The organism is Akkermansia sp. JRP_AM1, from assembly GCF_049262625.1.
GTDB classification, from domain to species: domain Bacteria; phylum Verrucomicrobiota; class Verrucomicrobiia; order Verrucomicrobiales; family Akkermansiaceae; genus Akkermansia; species Akkermansia massiliensis.
Genome location: NZ_CP118234.1, coordinates 2,332,886 through 2,354,033, shown reverse-complemented (window position 1 = coordinate 2,354,033; position 21,148 = coordinate 2,332,886). Strand labels below are relative to the sequence as shown.

The following is a 21,148-nucleotide window of genomic DNA, read 5'->3' as shown; positions in this document are numbered from 1 at the left end:
CCACCTGTTATTGATGGAACAACCAACCTTGCCATCTCTCCGTGCCTCATATAATAGAACTCGTGTTTTTACATGGAATTCCCTCTTCCTGTAAAACGCCGCCCGGAAATCCTGAGGAGAATTTCCGGACGGCGGAGATTTACGCATGAATGGTGTTCACCATGGCGGCCAGGTCGTCGTCATACACGAACTTGCACTGATCCCCACGCTGCTTGAACAGTTCAAACAGGCGCGGCATGTCTGTATCCGGAACGGAGAAGCCCAGCGCATCCAGGCGCATTTTCACGGCATGCCTCCCGGAATGCTTGGTCAGGGGCAGTTCCGTAGCTCCCCAGCCAATTTCCTCCGGATCCATGATTTCATAAGTGCTCCGGTTTTTCAGAACGCCGTCCTGATGAATGCCGGAACCGTGGGCAAAGGCGTTCGCCCCAACCACAGCCTTGGAGCGCGAGACGGGCAACCCGCTCATGGCGGCCACCATGCGGCTGGTCCTCACCAGTTCCTTCGTCCGGATTCCGGTCCCCGCGCCGGAAAAGAAATCCGGGCGAGAATGCAGCGCCATGACGACTTCCTCCAGAGCGGTGTTTCCAGCCCGTTCACCGATGCCGTTGATGGTGCCCTCCACCTGCTGCGCCCCGGCACGGATGGCAGCCAGTGAATTGGCTACGGCCATTCCCATGTCGTCATGGCAGTGGACGGACAACCTGGCGCGGCTCACGTTGGGAACATTGGATTTCAGGTAGGAAATCAGGCGGTAGTATTCCTCCGGCATCGTGTAACCCACCGTATCCGGAATGTTGACGACGGCGGCGCCCGCATCAATCACGGCTTCCACCATTTCCGCCAGGAATTCCGGCTCCGTTCGGGAGGCGTCCTCCGCGGAAAACTGCACTTCCCCGCATAATCCGGAAGCCATGGCGACGGCCTTGACGGCCATCTCCCTGATTTGCCCGCGGCTTTTTTCCAGCTTGTATTTCCGGTGGATGGGGGACGTAGCCACCACCAGATGGATGCGCTCCCGGTCTCCGGCAGCCTTCAATGCCTCATGGGCGGCAATAATGTCCTTCTCCACACAGCGTGCCAGCCCGCAGACGCGGCTTTTTTCCGTGCGTTCCGCCACGGTGCGGACAGCGTGGAAGTCGCCGTCCGAGATGACGGGGAAGCCCGCCTCAATTACGTCCACTCCCAGAGCTTCCAGCTGCATGGCAACCTGTATTTTCTGCTCCACGGTCATCGCCGCGCCGGGGCACTGTTCTCCGTCTCTCAGCGTCGTATCAAAAATATGTATGTGTTCTTTCATTACAGTAAAAATGTTAAGGGTTCGTTCCTTCGGAAACTGCGCACGGAAAACGTTCCTGTTATGGAATCATTCCTTTGGCGCAAATCAAGACCAGCCGTTTACTTCCTTCGCGCCGGAACGGCTCACCGGCGCATATCAAGATATCTTCACGGACTACCGTCCGAGAAGCAGCAATAGACGACCTTGAAGGAACAGGGTGTTCATCTTGCTTATTTTTACCATAACTCCGCCCTGAATGGGGGAACAAGGCAGACGATGCATTTTTGACACGGTTTTGTCAAGAACGGCGGGATGCATGACTTTTTCCGCAGAAAAAACCGTGCACGTCCCCCTTGAGGAGAAGCTACATTTCCCGGTGGGAACGTATTTCCTGAATGGAGATGGACAGGGAGGCGCGGCCCCGGTACACGTTCCGGTCAATCGTAAAGGCGATGTCCCAGGGTGGATTGGGGAGTTCACGCTCCGCCCCGTTGAAGAAGATGGCGTCACGTTCCACCATTCCCTGCCGCATGAAGAGTTTCAGGTGGTTGGTTCCCACGCGCTTGGGCGGCTCCGTGGGGAAGACATCGGAACTCATGAAGAGGGGCTGGGGATTGGAGTTGCCGAAGGGTTCCAGCTTTTCATAGCTGTCCAGCAGGTCCAGCGTCAGCGCCTGGAAGGAGACTTCCATGTCTATGTTGAGCACGGGGCTGCGCTGTTCCTCCGTCGTGGTTTCCGAGACGTACCGGTTGAAGGCCCGGCGGAAGTCGTCCATGCGGGCTTCCTCAATCACCAGGCCCGCCGCCATGTCATGGCCGCCGCCGGAAACCAGCGTATCCGCACAGTGGTGGATGGCCTGCACCAGGGATACGCCGGGAATGGAGCGGCCGGATCCCTTCCCCACGCCGCTTTCATCAAAGGCGATGACGAAGGTGGGCTTGTGGTACCGCCTCATGAGCTGGGAGGCCACGATGCCCACCACGCCGGGATGCCACGCGCGGGAACCCAGCACGATGACGTTGTCCCGCTCCGGATCAAAGGAGTTGTGAAGCATTTCCACCGCATCCGTACGGATGGCTTCCTCTTCCTCCTGCCGCTTGCGGTTGTGGGAGTCCAGCATCTGGGCAAGCTGCACGGCGCGCCTGTTGTCCATGGTCAGCAAAAGTTCCAGCGCATCCATGGGGGAGTCCATGCGCCCCGCGGCATTGATGCGGGGGCCTATCCTGAATCCCACGTGCGCGGCGTTCAGGAAGCCCGCGTGGTTGGCGGAGTCTGAAGGGCGGATGCCCGCTATTTCCGTCAGGGTTTTCAGGCCCGTATGGCGGCTGTGCGCCAGCCTTCCCAGGCCGTGGCGCACCAGTATCCTGTTTTCATCCACCAGGGGGACGATGTCCGCCACGGTAGCCACGGCCACCAGGTCCAGATAAAGTTTCAGGTCAAAGGTTTTCAGCTTCCGCTCCTTCAGGAGGGCGTGCGCCAGCTTGAAGACCACGCCCGCGCTGCACAGGTAGGTGTACGGGCTGTTTTCCTCAATTTTGGCATTGACCACCGCTACGGCGTCCGGCCGGCCCAGCGGCCCCGCTTCATGGTGGTCCAGAATGATGACGTCTATTCCCAGGCTGTTGAGCATCTCCACTTCCTTTACGGAGGAGGTGCCGCAGTCCACCGTAATAAGCAGGCTGGGTCTTTCCGCACATTCGGAGAGACAGCGCTCTATGCCCGCCTCGCTGAGTCCGTAGCCTTCCCGGGAACGGACGGGTATGAAGTACTGGGGGTCCAGGTCATAGGACATCAGAATGGCTCGGAGAAGCGCCACGGAGGTGACTCCGTCCACATCGTAGTCCCCGTAAATGCACACGGTTTCCCCTTCGTCCACGGCCTGGAAGATGCGTTCCACGGCGGCCCTCATTTCCCCCATCAGGAAAGGGTCGCTCAGGTGGGAGAGCCTGGGGTCCAGAAAGAGCTCCGTTTCCGTCCCCCCGGTGAATCCGCGCTGCAGCAGAAGTTGCTTGACCAGCAGAGGCAGTTCCGCGGGAAACGCTTTCAAGACCGGATCATCCTCCTTCACGGAAGGGCGGAGAGTCCAATGAAAGCCCGGTGTCATGGCAGTATTTTAGCCCCGCATCCAACAGGGTCAAGGTTGTTTCCACAACAAGCTGCCAAAGCGGGAAGAAGAAGGTGCCTAACCTGTTTCCGGGAGAATGGCCGCCGTTCCCGCCGGAATGCGGGTTCCTCCTTCCCCCATAATGCATGGAAACGGCCTTCACGCTGCATTTCCATCTTTTCAAAGAGAAAAGCTCCGTCCGGGGAAAATCCGAACGGAGCCGCAGCATCAGGCATCAGCCCTGAAACAACTATTTCCGGGAGGAAAAGATCACCTCATTGATGATCGCGTCCGGCTGGGGGGCCTTGTAGGTCAGGCGCACGGCAGTGGTCCCGGCCGGAATGGCAAACTCGGAAGCTCCGGGTCCGGCGTTCCGCTTGCCCACCGGCGTCCAGGATCCCTCGCCGCGGCGCACCTGGATGGCGAAGGCGGCGGACCCTACCACGACTACCTTGGCAGCCTTGGGGTTGTCCAGATTGGGGACGATCACGTCCAGGGGCTTGTCAGCACGGTAGACCGTTTTCAGGTTCCTGTCGCTCAGGGAGACCAGGCTGGTGCCGGGGTCCGACGGGGGAACGTCAAATTTGAACATGTTCAGAACGATGTCCTGTTCCTTGCCGCTTTTGTTGACCAGTTTCATGCCCTTGATTCCCTTGGGGAGCTGGTTCGCCCTGGCAATGAAGTTTTTACCCTGCTTGTCCAGCTTCTGCACCACGGGCTTGGCGGAGCCTTCCACGTCCAGCTCCACTTCTGCCCAGGAGTTGACGTCATCCCGTTCCAGGTTGACTTCCAGCCAGGTGGCGTCCGTGGGGCCTTCCAATTGCAGGGAGATGAATTCGCCGGGCTTCATTTTGTGCGTTTCCATCACGCGGTTGATGCGCACGATTTTGTCGGATTTCTGCACGGAGACGCCTTCCAGCCCCGCCACGTTGGAGGCGGCCATGGCTGAAGGAGGCGTGTTGACGGCTATTTCACGCACGGCGGTCCAGACGGCGCGGCCGTTGTCCGTTTTCTTCGGTTCAATGACGCGGTAGCGCACGGCACGGAGTGAGACGGGCTTGGGCGCCTTCCATACCACCTGCATGCCGGAGGTTTCCGGTCCCAGCGGCTTCCAGGTTTTCAGGTCCCGGGAGCCTTCCAGCTGCCCCCTGGCTACATAGTCGCCGTCCTTGTCATTGCGGCCCATCAGCACTTCCACGCTCCGTACGGGAATCGGCATGCCGTAGTCCACGCCATACCAGTCTCCCGGCTCGCCGTAAGCGCCGGAATGCCAGAAGGAGCCGCGGTCTCCGTCACAAAAGAGTTCCGCCTTGTCCATATTGCCCCCCTTGACCAGGGGCTTGGGGGAAAGGGCCGGAGTGCCCGCAATAGCGGGGAAAACTTTTTTGGAAACGGTGTCCGCCAGTTCATTGACGGCGGGGGTCATCACCCGGGAACCGGTTTTCACCACGGAGCGGTACAACTGGCCTTCCTGGTTGTGGCGGCGGGAAATGCCGTCCATGGCCGCCAGGGCCTGCGTGGCCTGCACCAGCTGGGTCACGGCGTCCCTGGTGTTGTTTTCCTCCAGCGCCGCCACGGCATGCTGGCCGGCGCGGCCCAGTTGTTCAAAGGCATCCACCCACGCGCCGATTTCCTTCATCAAGCGGGGGTTGTCCGCCTTGGCCCGGATGACGGGCGCGGCGGCGGCCATGCGGGCGAATTCCTTCTTGAGCAGGGCCGTATCCGCTTTGGCCACCTTGCCTTCCCGGGCGGCTTCCAGCACGCGCTTGACCACGGGTTCTATTTCCACGGATTCCTCACGGCGGTAACCGTGGCCGTTGGGCCCCTGGTCGGAGTTGTGGTTCACAAAGACCTGCATGGCTTCCGCCGCCTGCGGGAACAGGCGCTTGACGCCTTCCTTCCAGGATTCCTCCGATTTGAAGCCGTTGATATTCCAGGTGTAGTCCGCAAGGCCGAAGAGGGAGACCTTGGAGGCCTCCGGCTTGTCCATGGGGTTGGAGACGAAGCCGCCCATGGATTCCTTCGCGCCCGGTTCCGTGGCAAGGCCGTACACGCGGCCCATGCACAGGTTGGAGCGGCAGTAGTCCGTTACGGGGAAGTTCCACCAGACGTAGGAGGGACGCTTGATTCTCTTGTTCACCCACTGCTGGCCTTCCAGCGTGATGTCATGGCAGACGGAGTCCCCCGTCCACATGACGTGGATGGAGGGGTCCAGACGGTCGCCCAGAATGTCCAGGTAGGTTCCCGGCTTGGAGTCCGCCCAGCCGCGGTTGTACTCCGTAGGGCACATGACCAGGGGGGTGACGTCCTTTTTCACCTTGACGAATTCGTTGTTTATCTTGTTGAGCAGGAGCGCCTGCATGTCCCCCCTCTTTCCCTCGCCGAAGATGTCGTCAAAGAACACGGCAAAGGACCGGACGCCCAGCTTGTACATCATCTCAAATTTTTTGATGACGTTGTTCATGTCCTCTTCCGTCCACTTGATGTCCTTGCCGGGGTGGATGGCCCAGACAAAGTCCACGTGGTTTTCCTTCGCCACCTTCACCAGTTCCTTGATCTGGGCGGCCTGGTCCGCGGGATAGGGGTCCCGCCAGTGGGGGGAGGAGTGGTAGGGATCGTCCTTCGGCCCGTAGATGTATGTGTTCATCTTGTTCTGGCCGTAAAAGCGCAGTTGGCTCAAACGGGCCTCATGGCTCCATGGAGTGCCGTAGAAGCCTTCCACCGTTCCGCGGAATTCGATGTCCGGCCAGTCCGTGATTTCCCCTACGGGCAAGGTCACGCCTTCGCCGCCGGCCTTCGTGCCGAGCTGCCGCAGCGTCTGCATGGCGTAAAACGCGCCCCGCTCGTCATGGGCGCCTATGGCCACTTTGCCCTGCGGGGAGACGACCAGCTTGTAGGCCCCGGATTTTTCCGGAACGCCGTTCAGCAGCTTGCTGGCCGCCGTCTTGGCGGAGCGAATCACCACGGAAGGCTTTCCGGAGAAAGCAACCGTCTGGGAGGAGAGCTTGGACTGCTGGGGAACCGGGTACACGGCAGGTGACGCCGCAAGGGCGGAGCCGCCCAGCAGGGCAGCCACGCTCAAACCACATTGAAGAAGTTGAAAACCATTCATGATGATGCGCGATAATGGAATCAGAAAACACTTTCCACCTCAAGAAAAAACCGTCCGCACCCATTCCTCAATACGTCAACCCGGGAAAGGCGCGGAAGGAGGCTTCCAGGCGGCGCGCCTTCCGGTCTCTTCCCCGCGAACGCTTCCTGTGCCGCCTTGGCCCATTCCGCCCCCCGCATGAAATCCACCGCCGGGACGGCTCTCAGCCAACGGTTCCGTGCGGCTCTTTCAGGACAGGCGGCCATGTACCTTTTTGCGTCTTGCAGTCCCATTCTTCCGGTGTAGAATACATTTTCCCTACCCCTTCCCTCCCCATGGAATTTTTCATTCTTCTGCTGGTCCTCGGCCTGCTTTCCGGAATGGTCTTCACCTTTGTGAAGGCCTGCCAGGTCGTTTCTCTGGAACAAAAAGTCCGCACTCTGGAAACGGAAGTCTCCGAATTAAAGGAACGTCTGAATTCCCGTTCCTCCCCCCAGAGGCCCCCCGCGGAAACCAGAAAGAGCCTTCCGCCCCCTGTGGAAAGTCCGGTGCAGCCCATCCGTACGCTTCCTGCCGCCGCCCCGGTACGGGAACCCGCCTGCGCCCTTCCCTCCCGGCACAGCCTGCAGCCGGTCCGGAACGCCAGGCCCGCACCGTCGCGCCCCGCGTCCTTTTCCTGGGAATACTTCATCGGCGCCAAGCTGCTCTCCTGGATAGGAGGATTTGTGCTGTTTCTGGGAACCGGGTTCTTCGTCAAGTACAGCATTGACAATGATCTGATCTCTCCGGAATGGAGGGTAACCCTCACGTATCTGGCTGCCGCCGGCCTGCTGGGCGCCGGCCTGTCGCGGCTGAGGAAGAAGTACCCCATCCTTTCCGGCACGCTGACCTCCACGGGCATCCTGGTCCTGTACCTGGCTACCTGCGCCGGACGCATGTTTTACGAGCTTCCCTTCTTCACGACGGCCATCGCGACCGTTCTGCTGGCGGCCACCACGGCGGCGGCCTTCATCCTGGCGGTGCGCCTGCGGTTCCGCATAATCGCCTTCCTGGGCATCATCGGCGGTTTTCTGACCCCGGTCATCCTGTCCACCGGCCAGGACCATACGGCCTCCCTGTTCCTGTACATGACCATCCTGAACGCCGGGTTGCTCGCCGTCGTAGCCGCAACCAGGTGGACAGGAGCCGGAGGAACCGGACTGGCTGCCTATACCATCCTGCTGATGGGCTGGTTTGACGAATACGGCGGCCCCTCCCATATTCTCGCCGTCGTCATCCTGTCCATCTGCACCCTGCTCCTGTACGGGGGCTACGGCCTTTATGCCGGCACACGGCAGGCTGAACCGGACCGGAAGGGAGGTCCCTTCCTGCTGGCCTTCTGCGCCATTGCGGTCACCTGCCTGACGGCATTCCGCCTTCAGGCGGAGTGCAGCTTCCGGTTCCTTTCCCCTTCCTCCCACCTGCTTCTCCTGCTGGCGGGCATGCTCCCCATGATCGCCCTGCTCCCGCTGGCCCGCGCCAAAAGCACGTATTGGTCCTGCTTTCTTCCCATGGGGCTTTTCACCATTTTCTATTTTTACCAGTCTTCCGCGGAAGAAGCCTCGCAATCTGCCCTCTGGATATCCTCCCAGCTCCAGGGCCTTTTCTGCCTGTTCATGATTCCGGCGTCTTATGCGGTGCTGTCCGCACGCACGCCTTCCGGAGGGGCCTACCTGGCGGAGCTTCAGCCCGGCGTCAGGATTTCCTGCTTCGCCACGGCGGCTCTCGCGTGGCTGCTGGTCATGCACCCGCTTTCACCTTCCCCCTTTTACGTTTTCCTGACGGCGGCCACGTTCTGCGGAATGGCGGCATGGCACCGGAGAGGGCAGGCCCTGATGGCCGCGGCGGCCGGGTACACGATTGCGGCGTCCTATCAGGACATCCACCCTGCCGGTTCCGCGGTGATTTTCCTGGCGATCTTCCTGCTGCCCCTGCTGCTGGTCCGGCGGTTCCGCAGCGGCTTGCTGGCCTGGAGCGCCTCCGCCCTGGCATTCCCCCTCTTCTACCTTTCCTGGTGGCTCTTCGGAACGGCCCACCATCCGGAGGCCACCCATTTATGGGATTCCACCGTCGCGCTTGCCTGTGCGGCGCCTCCGCTGCTGGCGGCCCTGGCCCTGCGGCGGCTACCGGAGGAAACGCTTTTGAAGCGTTCCGCCATCCTCTGCTTTTATTATGGAGCAGCCATCGGCATGCTGACGCTGGCCATCGGCCTCCAATGGACGGGCGCCCCCCTGACCGTAGCCTGGTCCCTGGAAGGGCTGGCCCTTCTGCTGCTGTGCGGCAAATTTCCCCTGCCCAGACTGGCCTGGACGGGATTTTTCCTGCTGGCCTTCCTGTTCGTCCGCAACGGCCTGTCGCAAGCCTTCGTGCAACTTGACCCTGCCGGAATGCAGGCCCTGCGCACGATGTTCGCCACCATGGTTTTCTGCTGCATGGCCGGAGCCTGGTGGGTCCAGAAGAAAGTGACGCCACGCCTGCCGGGGGGCCGCAGCTCCGGCCTCCGCGTTCTTGTCGCGGCCCTGAATATTTTCGGGGCCATCCTGCTTTTCATCTGGATGAATACGGAAATATCCTGCGGCTTCGCCGCGCCGGGAGACCGTCCGCTGATGATCCAGTTCGGGAGCAGCGTGGCGCAGGACCTCACCATTTCCATTGCCTGGAGCCTCTTTGCCCTGGGCCTGATCGCCACGGGGTTTGACATCAGGTCTTCCAGGGTGCGCATGGCGGGACTCGCCCTGCTGGGCATCACCCTGCTGAAAGTCGTCTGTTATGACATTTCCAGCCTCGGGCAACTGTACCGCGTGGGAGCCCTGGTGGGGCTGGCCGCCATCGTGCTCATCTCCTCCTTCCTGTACCAGAAGTTCACCATGAAGCTGAGGAACAAAAAGAAGAGCCAGGGAGAGGCCCCGAAAAGTTAGCGTCATCTCACTTTGGAAGACAAATTTGACCATTGCATCACTTGAAGGGCGGTTCATAATGCGGAACATGCTCCGGCGCATTCTGATTCCTTTTCTGTGTCTTCTGGGCCTGTTCTGCACTCTTCAGGCCCAGGACGCCCCCGCCCTGAAAATCGCGACCCTGCACCCAATTCTGGGGGATATGGCCCGCGCCATCGGCGGCAGCCACGTGCAGGTGGCGGACCTGCTGCGCCCCAACGGCAACCTGCACAGCTTTGAACCCGCTCCGCAGGATATCGCCGCCGCAGGGCAGGCGCGCCTGGTTCTGGCCTCCGGCAAGAATCTGGAGCCGTACCTTCCCAAGTTGAAAGACGCGCTGGGCGGCAGGGCGCAAATTCTGGACCTGGGGGCCTCCATTCCGGACGTTCCCGTGGCGGCGGACACCGCAGACCATGACCATGGGCACGACGGGGACTGCTGCGCCCACGGCCCCAACGATCCCCACTGGTGGCACACCCCGGCCAATATGAAACGCGCCGCCCGCGCCCTGGCCGCCGCGCTCACGCGGATGGACCCGGCCCATGAGCAGGATTACAAGGCCGGACTGGCCCGGTGGAACAGAAAAATGGACCAGCTTTCCTCCTGGGCCAGGAAGGAGCTTGCGGACATTCCGGAAGCGGACCGCATCCTGGTGACGGGGCACGCGGCCATGAACCATTTCTGCAAGGAATTCGGCTTCCGCAGCATCAGCATCCAGGGGGTGAGCCGTGAAGACGAAGGCAATTCCGCCCAGCTGGCCTCCACGCTGAAGAAGCTGCGCGCAGCCGGGGTAAAGGCCCTGTTCCCGGAATATTCCTCCAACCCCAAGAGCCTCACGGAGATCGCCAAATCCCTGAACATCCCCGTTGCCAAGCCGATCAATACCGACGGGCTGGCTCCGGACGGCCATACGTTCGAGTCCATGTTCAAGCAAAACGTCGGCATCATCAAGGAAGCCCTTTCCCCGTCCCCCAGGCCATGACCAGCACACCCCTGCGCCAGTTTTTCCCTACTCTGGGAGTCGTCATCCTGCTGGGGTTCTTCCTTTATAACATGACGGCAGGCACCCCCGGAGCACAGGAAGCGGACCTCTCCTCCCCGCGGCGCAGGCCGCGGACGTTCCCACGGTCATCACGGTCAGGTGCGCCCACCGTCCGGAATTTCTTTCCATCTCCCATGGAGGCCGTGTCCTCTGGCAATCCGGGACGCCCGGCCTGCATGAAGAAGTGGAATGCGGCCTTCCGCTGGAAGACGGCTCCGTGACGCTCACCGTTTCCGCCCGCTGGCCGGAAGGCACGCCGGACACCCCCGTTACGCTGGAACTGGAACCGGAGGGCAGGCCGTCCTCCTCCGCCACCCGCTGGTCCTTCGGCCCTTCCCTGAACGACAGCTACTTCTTCTCATGGAAATAAACAGTCCAGCCCCCCACTGCGCCCAGGACCACATCTGCTGGGGCGCGCATGCCAGCCACCCGGACCGCCACCGGCTGGAAGTGCGGAACCTCAGCGTGTATTACGGGAGCCTTCTTGCCCTGGACGGCATCAGCTTTTCCATCACCTGCGGCCACACGCTGGCCCTGATGGGCCCCAACGGCGCGGGAAAATCCACGCTGATCAAGGCCTTGGCCGGACTGCTCCGTCCTGATTCCGGGGAAATCCTGTGGAACGGCAGCCCTCTTCACGATACGCCGGGAGAAATCGCCTACCTGCCCCAGCGTTCCGACGTGGACTGGTCCTTTCCCATCACCGTCCGCGCGCTGGTGGAAATGGGCCGCTATCCGTCCCTGGGACTGTGGAAAAAATTCGGGCGCCATGACCGGGACATCGTAGAAAAATCCCTTCACGCGCTGGGCATGGAATCCCTGGCGGACCGCCAGATTTCAGAACTTTCCGGAGGGCAGCAGCAGCGGGCATTCCTGGCGCGCGCCCTGGCGCAGGAAGCCCACGTCCTGCTGCTGGACGAACCCTTCACAGGGCTGGACGCCCCGGCCTGCCAGTCCCTGGGGCGGCTGCTGGATTCCCTGGCGGCGGAAGGACGGCTGGTCATCGCCTCCCATCACGACCTGAACACGGCGGCGGACATTTTTGACACCATCCTGCTGATGAATCGCGAGCTGGTCGCCTTCGGCCCCCCGGGGGAAGTGCTTGCTCCCTCACGCATCCGGGAGACGTATGGAATGGAACCTCAACCGGAAACCCAAGTTTCATGATGGACGACTTTCTTCAATTCCTCCGCGAACCCATCGCGCAGCGCTCCCTGCTGGCATGCGTCATGATCGGCTTCGCCAACGGCTTCGTCAGCGGGCTGGTCATCCTGAAAAAATCGGCTCTCCAGATCGGCACGCTCTCCTGCGCCCTGCTGCCGGGCATAGCGGTGGCGGTGCTCCTCTTCGGCCTCACCCGCTGGAGCCTCCTGACGGGGGCCGTGGTGGCCGCCCTGCTGGTGGGCCTGGGTTCCCTATTCGTCTCCCGCACGTCCCGGCTGAACCAGGATACCGCCCTGTCCATCCTGCACACCACGGCCTTCGCCGCGGGTTTCATCGTACTAGTGCGGCTGGGCCTGCAACAGAAAATTGACGACTGGCTGTTCGGCTCCATCATGAGCCTGTCCGACTCCGACCTGTGGATCGCCTTCGCCATCAGTTCCGTCAGCGTCCTGATCCTGCTTCTCTTCCGCCGCCCCATCCTGATCTACCTCTTTGACCCGGACATCGCCACCACGCTGGGCATTCCCTCCCGCCTCATCAGCTACGGCATCTTCACCCTCATCATCCTGGTGCTCGTCTCTTCCCTCCAGGCCGTGGGGGCGTTCCTGACGCTGGGGCTTCTCGTCGGTCCCGCCGCCACGGTGTACATGCTCACCAACAAGCCTTCCCACCTCTTCTGGGGGGCGGAATCATCGGTGGACTGGGCTCTTTGCTGGCCTTTTACCTGTCCTTCCCGCTGGGCTGGCACCTGGGCGCAACCATCATTCTGGTGCTGGGAACCTTCTTCTGCGCAGCCTACTTGTATTCATCACGGTGCGGGCTTCTAAAACAGCGCAGAAAGAATTCTTCCTCCATACAATAACAAGGCCCGTTTTCATGACAATCCATGACACGCAGACTACTAGTCCGCCGTGGGGGTCGCCATTATAATGCGGGTTGTGAAAAAATGTGAGATATGCTCTGCACCGGCAACGGTGTTCCTGACACAGATCATCAACGGGAAATCCACCAAATTCTGCCTCTGCGCCAAATGCGCCCAGGAGCGGGGCCTGCTGGACCCGGACGCCTTTGATCTGGCGGAGAAACTGTTCCCGAACCTTCAGGGCCAGTTCGGCAAGGAAGGCGCGGCGGACCCCGCCGCCCCCATTCCGGCCCTGCAGTCCCTACCGCTCACAAGCTGCCCGATCTGCTCCTTCACCCTTCAGGATTACAAAAATGTAGGACGCCTGGGCTGCAGTGAATGCTACAACGTCTTTGAAGAAGAGATACTCCCTCTTCTCACCCAGATTCAGCCTGATTCCCACCATCACGGAAAAACGCCCGAACGGGCGGAAAAGCGCGAAACGGAAACCCATACCATCAGTGATCTGGAACAACAACTTTCCCTGGCAGTGGCAAGAGAGGATTATGAACGCGCGGCCAAGCTCCGCGATCAAATCAAGCAATTGCGCACGCCGACCAATTAACGTACATGCTCTTTGACGACTTACTAAACAACCCCGCCAAATGGATGGTGGAATCACGGGATGAACACGACATCGTTCTCACCTCCCGCATCCGCCTGGCACGCAATCTGACCGCCACCCCTTTTCCCGGCTGGGCCACGCGCCAGCAGAGGGAGGAAACGCTGAAGCTCACCTCCGGTGAAGCGCGCCAAATCCCCGTCATGAAGGGAGGCTATTACGCGGAACTCTCCGGACTCACCCAGCAGCAAAAACAGCTGCTGGTGGAACGCCACCTCATTTCCCGGGAACTGGCCGCGCGCTCGGAAGGCTGCGCCGTTCTCATCTCACGCAGCCAGAACGCCAGCATCCTCTTCAATGAGGAGGACCACCTGCGCCTTCAGTACATCCTGCCCGGCATCCAGCTTAAAAAAGCATGGGGAGCCATCTCCAAAATAGACTCCGAACTGGAAGCCAGGCTCCCGTACGCCTACAACACGCGGCTGGGCTACCTCACCGCCTGCCCCACCAACCTGGGCACGGGCATGAGGGCCTCCGTGATGATGCACCTGCCGGGCCTCGTCATCTCCGAACAGATGCAACAGGTCGTCCAGGCGGCCGTGCAGCTCAACATCACTGTCCGCGGCCTGTACGGAGAAGGGACGGAAGCCACCGGCAACCTCTTCCAGATTTCCAACCAGACCACGCTGGGAGACAGCGAGGACCAGATCGTGGAACGCATGACCCGCTTCACCTCCGACCTGGCCCACCAGGAATGGAACGCCCGCAGGCGGCTGCTCCAGGCTTCCTCGCTCCAGGTAAAAGACCGCGTTTCCCGCGCCTACGGCCTCCTGACCAACGCCACCCTGCTATCCACGCAGGAGGCGCTGGCGCTGCTCTCCTTCCTCCGGATGGGAGCATCCCTGGACATCTTTTCCCACCAGGCATTAAAAAACGTCAATAAAACCATACTGAACATTCAGCCGGCCCACCTGGCCCGCCTGTCCACTACGGACCAGACAACTCCCGAAGACAGGGACCAGATCCGTGCGGACATTATCCGGAAGGAACTTTCCGGAAACTGATGCAACAACAAAACTTCTTTACAATACATGAACAATTTTACGCCTAGGGCGCAACAAGTGCTGGCGCATGCGCGCCGGGAAGCGGACCGCTTCAATCATCATTACATAGGGACCGAACACCTGCTCCTCGGGCTGCTCAAGCTGGGCAAGGGCGTAGCCGTCACCATCCTGGAAAACCTGGGGGTGGAGCTTACCGCCGTGCGCAGGCAGGTGGAGGAACAAATAGGCCGGGGCACGGAGCCCCAGGCGGAGGGCAACATCCCGTACACCCCCAGAGTCCGCAAGGTCCTGGCGATGGCCAACCGGGAAGCCCAGGAACTCAACCACACGTATGTGGGCACGGAGCACCTGCTCCTGGGCCTCATCCGGGACGGAGACGGCGTGGCCGGACAGATTCTGCGCCACTTCGGCGTGGATTTGGAACAGGCGCGGCGCGAGCTGCTGGACGTACTGACGCCCAAATACCAGATGGATGCGGATGAAGACAACATCATCCCGGACGACGATGACGACGAGGAGGAAAATGAATCCCCCGCCATCCCGACGGACGAGCCTTCCTCCCCCTCCTACTCCAGGCAGCAGAAATCCAAGACCCCCGCGCTCCAGGCCTTTGGCCGGGACATGACCCAGCTGGCCCGGGACGGCAAGCTGGATCCCGTCATCGGCCGCGCCTCGGAAATTGATCGCGTCATCCAGATTCTGTGCCGGAGGAACAAAAACAACCCCGTCCTGCTCGGTGAAGCCGGGGTGGGCAAAACCGCCATCGTGGAAGGGCTGGCCCAGGAAATAGCCCAGGGCCATGTTCCGGAGCTCCTGCGCAGCAAGAGGGTCATCTCCCTGGACCTGGCGCTGATGGTGGCCGGCACCAAATACCGCGGCCAGTTTGAGGAACGGCTCAAGGCCGTAATGGATGAAATACGCCGGGAAGGCAATGTCATCCTTTTCATTGATGAACTGCACACCATTGTAGGCGCCGGATCCGCGGAAGGCTCCATGGACGCCTCCAACATCATCAAGCCCGCCCTCTCCCGGGGTGAGCTCCAGGCCATAGGCGCCACCACGCTCAACGAATACAGGAAACACATTGAGAAGGACGCCGCCCTGGAACGCCGCTTCCAGCAGGTGCAGGTAGGGGAACCCTCCGTGGAGGACACCATCCAGATTCTTGCCGGCATCCAGCCCAAGTATGAGGAACATCACAAGGTGCATTATACGAAGGAAGCCGTTGAAGCCGCAGCCAGGCTCTCCCACCGCTATCTGACGGGCCGCTTCCTGCCGGACAAGGCCATTGACATCCTGGATGAAGCAGGGGCGCGCAAGCGCGTCTCCCAGATGACCCGCCCGGACCACATCAGCGACATGGAAACCCGCATTGCGGAAATCAAGGAACGCAAGGACAAGGCTGTGGAAACCCAGCTTTTTGAGGAAGCAGCCCGCCTGCGCGACGAGGAAAAACAAGCCAGGGCGGAACTTCAGAACATGCTGGAAACCTGGCGCAATTCCTATGAGACCAATTACGTTCCCGTGACGGATGAAGACGTGATGAGCGTGCTCGCCAAATGGACGGGCATCCCGCTGGCCCGGATGGAGGAAAAGGAAACCGCCAAACTTCTGCGGATGGAAGAAGAGTTAAAAAGCAAAGTCATCGGCCAGGACGAGGCGGCCTCCGCTATCGCCCGCGCCCTGCGGCGCAGCCGCGCGGACATCAAGGACCCGCGCCGCCCGATCGGCTCATTCCTCTTCCTGGGTCCCACCGGCGTGGGTAAAACCTATCTGGCCCGCAATCTGGCGGAAATCATGTTCGGCACCGCGGACGCCCTGATTCAGGTGGACATGAGCGAGTACATGGAAAAACACACCACGTCCCGTCTCATCGGTTCTCCTCCCGGCTACGTAGGCCATGACGAAGGCGGCCAGCTCACGGAAGCCGTCCGGCGCAGGCCCTACTCCGTCATCCTCTTTGATGAAGTGGAAAAGGCCCATCCGGACGTCATGAACCTGCTTCTCCAGATTCTGGAAGAAGGAAGCGTGACGGACTCCCTGGGACGCAAGATCAACTTCCGCAACACCATCATCATCCTGACCTCCAACGTGGGGGCCGCCTCCGCCAAGCGGCAGAGCGCCATGGGCTTCGGGGCCATGGCCGCCGACAACGCGGACTACGCCGCCATGAAGGGAAAGATTCTGGAAGAAGCGCGCAGGCAATTCCGCCCGGAATTCCTGAACCGCTTTGATGACATTTCCGTCTTCCGCATGCTGGAACGGGATGACCTGGAACGCATCGTGCATCTGGAAGCGGACAAGCTCATCTCCCGTCTCAAGACCAAGAATATCACGCTGGCCCTGAGCCCGGAAGCCCTGAGCCTGATCATCAAGAACGGCTACGACCCGCAGTACGGCGCACGCCCGATGCGCCGCGCCATCGAACGCCTGCTGGAAGACCCGCTGGCGGAATCCCTGCTGAGGGGAGACGTGAAACCCGGCGATAAAATTGAAGCCGTGGAAACGGACGGAACGGAGACGCTCACCTTCCTGCACATCAAGGATAAAACCCCGGCAAAGCCCAAAACGCCGCGCAAAAGGGCTCCACGGAAGCCCAAGGCGGAATAAAAGCTTTCCGGTTTTTCAACCGAGGCCCCTGCATGCTGGCATGCAGGGGCTTTTTCTTTGACGGATTACGCAAATATCCGTTTTTCGCTGAAAGAACCATTTACCAGCCTGTGATATATTATAAATATGACCTTTTACTTCTCAAAATTCTATTCCTTTTCATGCTGACAAATCTGTTTGTCTTCGCAGAAGATATACAGAAAAACAGGGAGCGGGAAGCAGCGCGTTCAGTAATCATGCGGACCGTTCCGTCCCTGGCCAAAGCCCCGGAAAAACTGCAATTGGAAATTATTGAAAAAGAAGACGGGCACGATGTTTTTGAAACCAAGGCCTCCGGCGGAATACTGAATATCCGGGGAAGCAGCGGTACAGCCCTCTGCCGGGGATTCTATGATTTTCTGAAGACAAACCGTCTGGGAATGGTCTCCTGGGATAATAAAGATATCCGCTGGCCGGCGCAACTGCCGGACGCCGCGCCGCGCCGCATCGTTTCCCCTTTCCGCAACCACTATTACCTCAATGTGGTCACTTATGGCTATACGATGCCTTACTGGACCTGGGAACGCTGGGAAAAAGAAATAGATTGGATGGCTCTGCACGGCATAGATATGCCTCTGGCCCTGGTTGCCACGGAGGGAATCGCCATACGGGTATGGAAACGGCTGGGACTGACGGAGAAAGAAATAGAAGAATTCTATACAGGGCCGGCACACCTCCCCTGGCAGCGGATGGGGAACATCGTCAATCATGACGGCCCCCTGCCCGCCAGCTGGCACAAGGAACAAATCGCCCTGCAGCACCGCATCCTGCACAGGATGAAATCCCTGGGCATGACCCCCATTTGTCCTGCTTTTTCCGGTTTCGTTCCCCGGGGAATCCTCCGCCTTTATCCGGAAGCGAAGCTTCACCGGCTGGGGTGGGGAGGCTGGCCTCAAAAAAACCACGCCCATTTTCTTTCTCCGGAAGACCCCCTTTTCCTTAAAATAGGACGCCTGTACATGCAGGAATGGCAGAAGGAATTCGGCAGAAACACCTATTTTCTTGCAGACTCCTTTAATGAAATGGAACTTCCTGAAAACAAAGGAGGAGCCGAAGCCCGCAACAACATGCTCAGTTCCCTCGGAGAACAAATTTACCGCTCCATTTCCTCCACCAACCCGGATGCGGTATGGGTCATGCAGGGATGGATGTTCGGATACCAGCGCAATATCTGGAACGCAGATACCCTGAAGGCTTTGCTCAGCAAGGTTCCGGATGATAAGATGCTCCTTCTGGACCTGGCGGCGGATTACAACAAGACCTTCTGGCGCAACGGCATGAACTGGGACGTCTTCAAAGGTTTTTTCAATAAACCGTGGGTTTACAGCGTGGTTCCCAACATGGGCGGCAAATGCGCCATGACCGGGGTAATGGATTTTTACGCCAACGGCCATCTGGAAGCCTTGAACTCTTCATCCAGGGGGCATCTCTCCGGAATGGGCATGGCCCCGGAAGGGATAGAAAACAATGACGTTATCTACGAACTGGTTACGGACGCCGCATGGAGGGACCGCCAGGAGGACGTGGAACAATATCTGGAAAATTATTGCCGTGCCCGATACGGAAATTATCCGGACAGCATGAAGGAAGCCTGGAATCTGTTCCGCCGCACAGCCTATTCCAACTTAAAGGACCATCCCCGTTTCAACTGGCAAATGAAACCCGGCACCCGCGGCTGTTCCGTAAACACAAGCGAAGATTTTCTGAAAGGCCTTTCCCTGTTCGTCAACACTCGCGGCCTGGAACAGTCCCCCTGTTCCGCCAGGATGCCGTTGAGATGACCGCCCATTACCTTGGCATACGCATGAATGAAGCCATCCTGGCCGCTCTGGAAGCCCTGGATGAACAAGACATGGAGAATACGGAAAAATGCATGGAATATTTCCGCAAATACGCCCTTCGGGCGGATTCCTTTCTGGAAGGACACCCCACCTGGAGGCTGTCGCGCTGGTTATCATTTGCCCGGTCTCACGGAACTTCTCCGGAGGAAAAAAACAAGTATGAACAAAACGCCAGAAGGCTGGTGACCAGATGGGGGCCTCCCGTAGACGACTACGCCGCCAAAATATGGAGCGGCCTTATCAGGGACTACTATCTGCCGCGCTGGGAACACTTTATTCAAAGCCGTCTTTCCGAAAAAAATCCGGATATGGGAGCATGGGAGGAAAAATGGGTCCGTTCCACTGGCGTAAGCGCGGCGCACGCTCCCGGAGATCTGGTCAACGCCTGCCGCCAGGCTATCCGGGAGGCGCCGCCCCTGCCTTCTTCCCTGAAAAGAAAAGCAGCCGGGTCAATTATAGGAAACTGGACCTCCGCAACGGTATCCACGGAATGGAGTTATCTGGACTGGCCCGTTTCTTCCGCTGATCTTGAAAAACTCCGGGGGTGCGCTTCGTCTTCACTTCCGGCAGCCATGCCCTGGAAATAGACGGCGTCGAACTCCTGGAAAACGGCAAAATAATCGCCCGCGACCAGCACGCCGGATTGGCAGGCAAGCCTTCCCGCGGGAATTTCTACAAACTTTCCCTTCCCAAGGGAATCCATGCCAACAACGGATGTTCCCTCAGAGCCAGGGTCCGCTCCGTGGGAGGAAAATCTTCCAATGGAAAATTGGAACTGATTAAAGAATGAACGGCTTGAATTTCATTCGCTTTCCGGAAGGAGCCTCATGAATCCGTACCCGTGCCGTTTCCTGACCGAACCAGGAAACGGCACGCCCGGCGTCCCTCGGAAGCCCCGCACAGAACAATCGGACGGAAAGTTACATTTCGAACCGGTGCAGGTTTTCCACATGGGAATATCCCATCTTCCTGAGCGTTTCCAGCGCCTTGTCCGCCCTCTTGCCCGTACGGCAATACAGCAGAATCACGGCGTTTTTATCCGGAAGAAGCTGCGGAGCCCGTTGTTCCACCTCATCTGCCGGAATATTCAAGGCTCCCTCCTTATGTCCCGTGCGGTACTCATCCGGAGTTCGGACATCCACCAGCACAATAGGGCGCGCCATGCCGCTTTCCGGAGACACCACCATGGCGGCGGGAACAGGGGCGCGTTCCGCATTCCTGCCTTTCAGCCAGACGAAGAGGGCTGTCAGCCCGGTCACCATGACCACATACAAAACCACGTTTTTCACGCGGCCACTTCACTAAACCGCGGCGAAGTAATCAAGAGAAAATACCGCCCAGCCCCCGCACGCAGGCGTCATCTGCCCTCCGGCCCGCTCCGGCGGCCCCGTTCCACGGGAAAATAACGCTCCGTCCGCAAAAGCGGGAAGGGAAAGTTCTTTCCCTTCCCCCCATATTCGGAAAGGCCGGAGAATTGTCCCCCTACCCCTCATCATCAATCACCACAGCCTGGGAGGCGAATCCAAAAGCGGGGCTTCCCCATTCCACTACATCCCCGGGTTTTAAATATACCGGAGGCTTCATCCCCATCCCCACGCCTCCCGGAGTTCCGGTGGAAACCACATCTCCGGGCCATAAGGTCATGAACCGGGAAACATAGGCAATCAGGCGCGGAACAGGCCAGATCAAGCCGTCCGTATTGCCGCTTTGGCGCACTTCCCCGTTCACCTTCAATTCCAGGGGAATGCCGGCTCCGTCCCCAAGTTCATCAGCGGAAATGAACGTGGGGCCCATTGGGGCAAAGCTGTCATAACTCTTTCCCTTGGTCCACTGTCCGCCATGTTCCAGCTGGTTGGCCCTTTCCGAATAGTCGCACATCAGCGTATAGCCGCTGATAGCCCGCGCGGCCTCCTCCGGGGAAGCGTTTTTCAGCACCTCCTTAATCACTACGGCCAATTCAATCTCATAATCCAGCTTGTCGCAGCCGGGCGGATACAAAACGACATCGCTGCAGGAAGTAATGGCGGAAGGCGATTTCAGGAAAACAGCCGGTTCCTGTACGGAATCCCCGTCAAACTCCTTCGCATGGTCTGCATAGCTCTTTCCCAGGCACACCAGCTTGGAAGGGGAACAGGGCAGCGCGGTATCAATCGTCCATTCAGGGTCAACAGCTTTGGCGGCGGTATTATCCAGAAACGCGGCAATGCGCTTTATTTCCTCCCCGCAGGATCCCGTTTCCCCGCAAATGCAGGCATCCACCTCGGCAAGCACGGAGTCCGCCGCCAGGTATTCTCCGCGGCTTTCGCTCCACAGAGCCATGACGCGCTCCGCCCGGTCATTCAGGTAAAATCTGATCTTCACCCTTCCATCCTACAAAGCTCCTCCTTTTAGGCAAAGGGAGGTTCCGTCATTCTTTGCTCCGGAGGTTCTCTTCCGCCGCCCGGACGCTCTGTGAAAGCATGCAGCGCGTAGGGCT

General features: G+C 59.7%; 17 protein-coding genes. 12 read left to right on the top strand and 5 right to left on the bottom strand.

Going from position 1 to position 21,148, the window contains the following annotated elements; all coding sequences use genetic code 11:
• Positions 1-139: 139 nt before the first annotated feature.
• The 3 genes from PVA48_RS11245 to PVA48_RS11235 all read right to left on the bottom strand — a co-directional run bounded on the left by PVA48_RS11245 (position 140) and on the right by PVA48_RS11235 (position 6,495).
• A complete protein-coding gene (locus PVA48_RS11245) occupies positions 140-1,300 on the bottom strand; it encodes a 2-isopropylmalate synthase (protein ID WP_102728010.1) in 1,161 nt (386 codons plus the stop codon).
• Between the two features lie 343 nt (positions 1,301-1,643).
• On the bottom strand, positions 1,644-3,383 hold the full coding sequence (gene recJ, locus PVA48_RS11240) for a single-stranded-DNA-specific exonuclease RecJ (protein ID WP_102728009.1): 1,740 nt from the start codon (positions 3,381-3,383) through the stop codon (positions 1,644-1,646).
• 250 nt (positions 3,384-3,633) lie between these two features.
• Positions 3,634-6,495, bottom strand: coding sequence for a beta-N-acetylglucosaminidase domain-containing protein (locus tag PVA48_RS11235; RefSeq protein WP_102728008.1), 2,862 nt, complete (start codon positions 6,493-6,495; stop codon positions 3,634-3,636).
• 314 nt (positions 6,496-6,809) lie between these two features.
• Here PVA48_RS11235 and PVA48_RS11230 point away from each other — a divergent pair, with 314 nt between their 5' ends.
• The 12 genes from PVA48_RS11230 to PVA48_RS11175 all read left to right on the top strand — a co-directional run bounded on the left by PVA48_RS11230 (position 6,810) and on the right by PVA48_RS11175 (position 19,462).
• Positions 6,810-9,431 (top strand): DUF2339 domain-containing protein, encoded by a 2,622-nt coding sequence (locus PVA48_RS11230; protein ID WP_180975135.1) that lies wholly within the window; start codon positions 6,810-6,812, stop codon positions 9,429-9,431.
• Between the two features lie 67 nt (positions 9,432-9,498).
• Positions 9,499-10,431 (top strand): metal ABC transporter substrate-binding protein, encoded by a 933-nt coding sequence (locus tag PVA48_RS11225; protein WP_180973719.1) that lies wholly within the window; start codon positions 9,499-9,501, stop codon positions 10,429-10,431.
• Positions 10,428-10,712 (top strand): hypothetical protein, encoded by a 285-nt coding sequence (locus tag PVA48_RS11220; protein WP_423231746.1) that lies wholly within the window; start codon positions 10,428-10,430, stop codon positions 10,710-10,712. The genes PVA48_RS11225 and PVA48_RS11220 overlap by 4 nt, the downstream gene beginning before the upstream one ends.
• Positions 10,709-10,861 carry a hypothetical protein gene (locus PVA48_RS11215; RefSeq protein WP_423231745.1) on the top strand — a complete coding sequence of 51 codons (153 nt, stop codon included), beginning with the start codon at positions 10,709-10,711 and terminating at the stop codon, positions 10,859-10,861. Before PVA48_RS11220 ends, PVA48_RS11215 begins: the two co-directional genes overlap by 4 nt.
• Entirely contained in the window at positions 10,852-11,658 is an 807-nt protein-coding gene (locus PVA48_RS11210; RefSeq protein WP_218957705.1) for a metal ABC transporter ATP-binding protein, read from the top strand. The genes PVA48_RS11215 and PVA48_RS11210 overlap by 10 nt, the downstream gene beginning before the upstream one ends.
• The gene (locus tag PVA48_RS11205) at positions 11,655-12,482 is read left to right on the top strand and encodes a metal ABC transporter permease (RefSeq protein WP_423231744.1); all 828 of its coding nucleotides are present in this window, start codon (positions 11,655-11,657) and stop codon (positions 12,480-12,482) included. The genes PVA48_RS11210 and PVA48_RS11205 overlap by 4 nt, the downstream gene beginning before the upstream one ends.
• Positions 12,483-12,629: 147 nt before the next feature.
• Positions 12,630-13,121 (top strand): UvrB/UvrC motif-containing protein, encoded by a 492-nt coding sequence (locus PVA48_RS11200; RefSeq protein WP_102721371.1) that lies wholly within the window; start codon positions 12,630-12,632, stop codon positions 13,119-13,121.
• Positions 13,122-13,126: 5 nt separating this feature from the next.
• Entirely contained in the window at positions 13,127-14,182 is a 1,056-nt protein-coding gene (locus tag PVA48_RS11195; protein ID WP_102721370.1) for a protein arginine kinase, read from the top strand.
• A 27-nt stretch (positions 14,183-14,209) separates the two neighbouring features.
• A complete protein-coding gene (locus PVA48_RS11190) occupies positions 14,210-16,792 on the top strand; it encodes an ATP-dependent Clp protease ATP-binding subunit (RefSeq protein ID WP_102728003.1) in 2,583 nt (860 codons plus the stop codon).
• 236 nt (positions 16,793-17,028) lie between these two features.
• Positions 17,029-18,612, top strand: coding sequence for an alpha-N-acetylglucosaminidase TIM-barrel domain-containing protein (locus PVA48_RS11185; RefSeq protein ID WP_423231743.1), 1,584 nt, complete (start codon positions 17,029-17,031; stop codon positions 18,610-18,612).
• Positions 18,613-18,635: 23 nt separating this feature from the next.
• Positions 18,636-19,259, top strand: coding sequence for an alpha-N-acetylglucosaminidase C-terminal domain-containing protein (locus PVA48_RS11180; protein WP_423231742.1), 624 nt, complete (start codon positions 18,636-18,638; stop codon positions 19,257-19,259).
• Positions 19,217-19,462 carry a hypothetical protein gene (locus PVA48_RS11175; RefSeq protein ID WP_423231741.1) on the top strand — a complete coding sequence of 82 codons (246 nt, stop codon included), beginning with the start codon at positions 19,217-19,219 and terminating at the stop codon, positions 19,460-19,462. Before PVA48_RS11180 ends, PVA48_RS11175 begins: the two co-directional genes overlap by 43 nt.
• Positions 19,463-19,592: 130 nt before the next feature.
• On the opposite strand, the gene PVA48_RS11170 is transcribed toward PVA48_RS11175, so the two are convergent.
• The gene (locus tag PVA48_RS11170) at positions 19,593-19,961 is read right to left on the bottom strand and encodes a rhodanese-like domain-containing protein (protein WP_205596323.1); all 369 of its coding nucleotides are present in this window, start codon (positions 19,959-19,961) and stop codon (positions 19,593-19,595) included.
• A 193-nt stretch (positions 19,962-20,154) separates the two neighbouring features.
• Entirely contained in the window at positions 20,155-21,033 is an 879-nt protein-coding gene (locus tag PVA48_RS11165; RefSeq protein WP_102728002.1) for a fumarylacetoacetate hydrolase family protein, read from the bottom strand.
• Between the last annotated feature and the right edge of the window lie 115 nt (positions 21,034-21,148).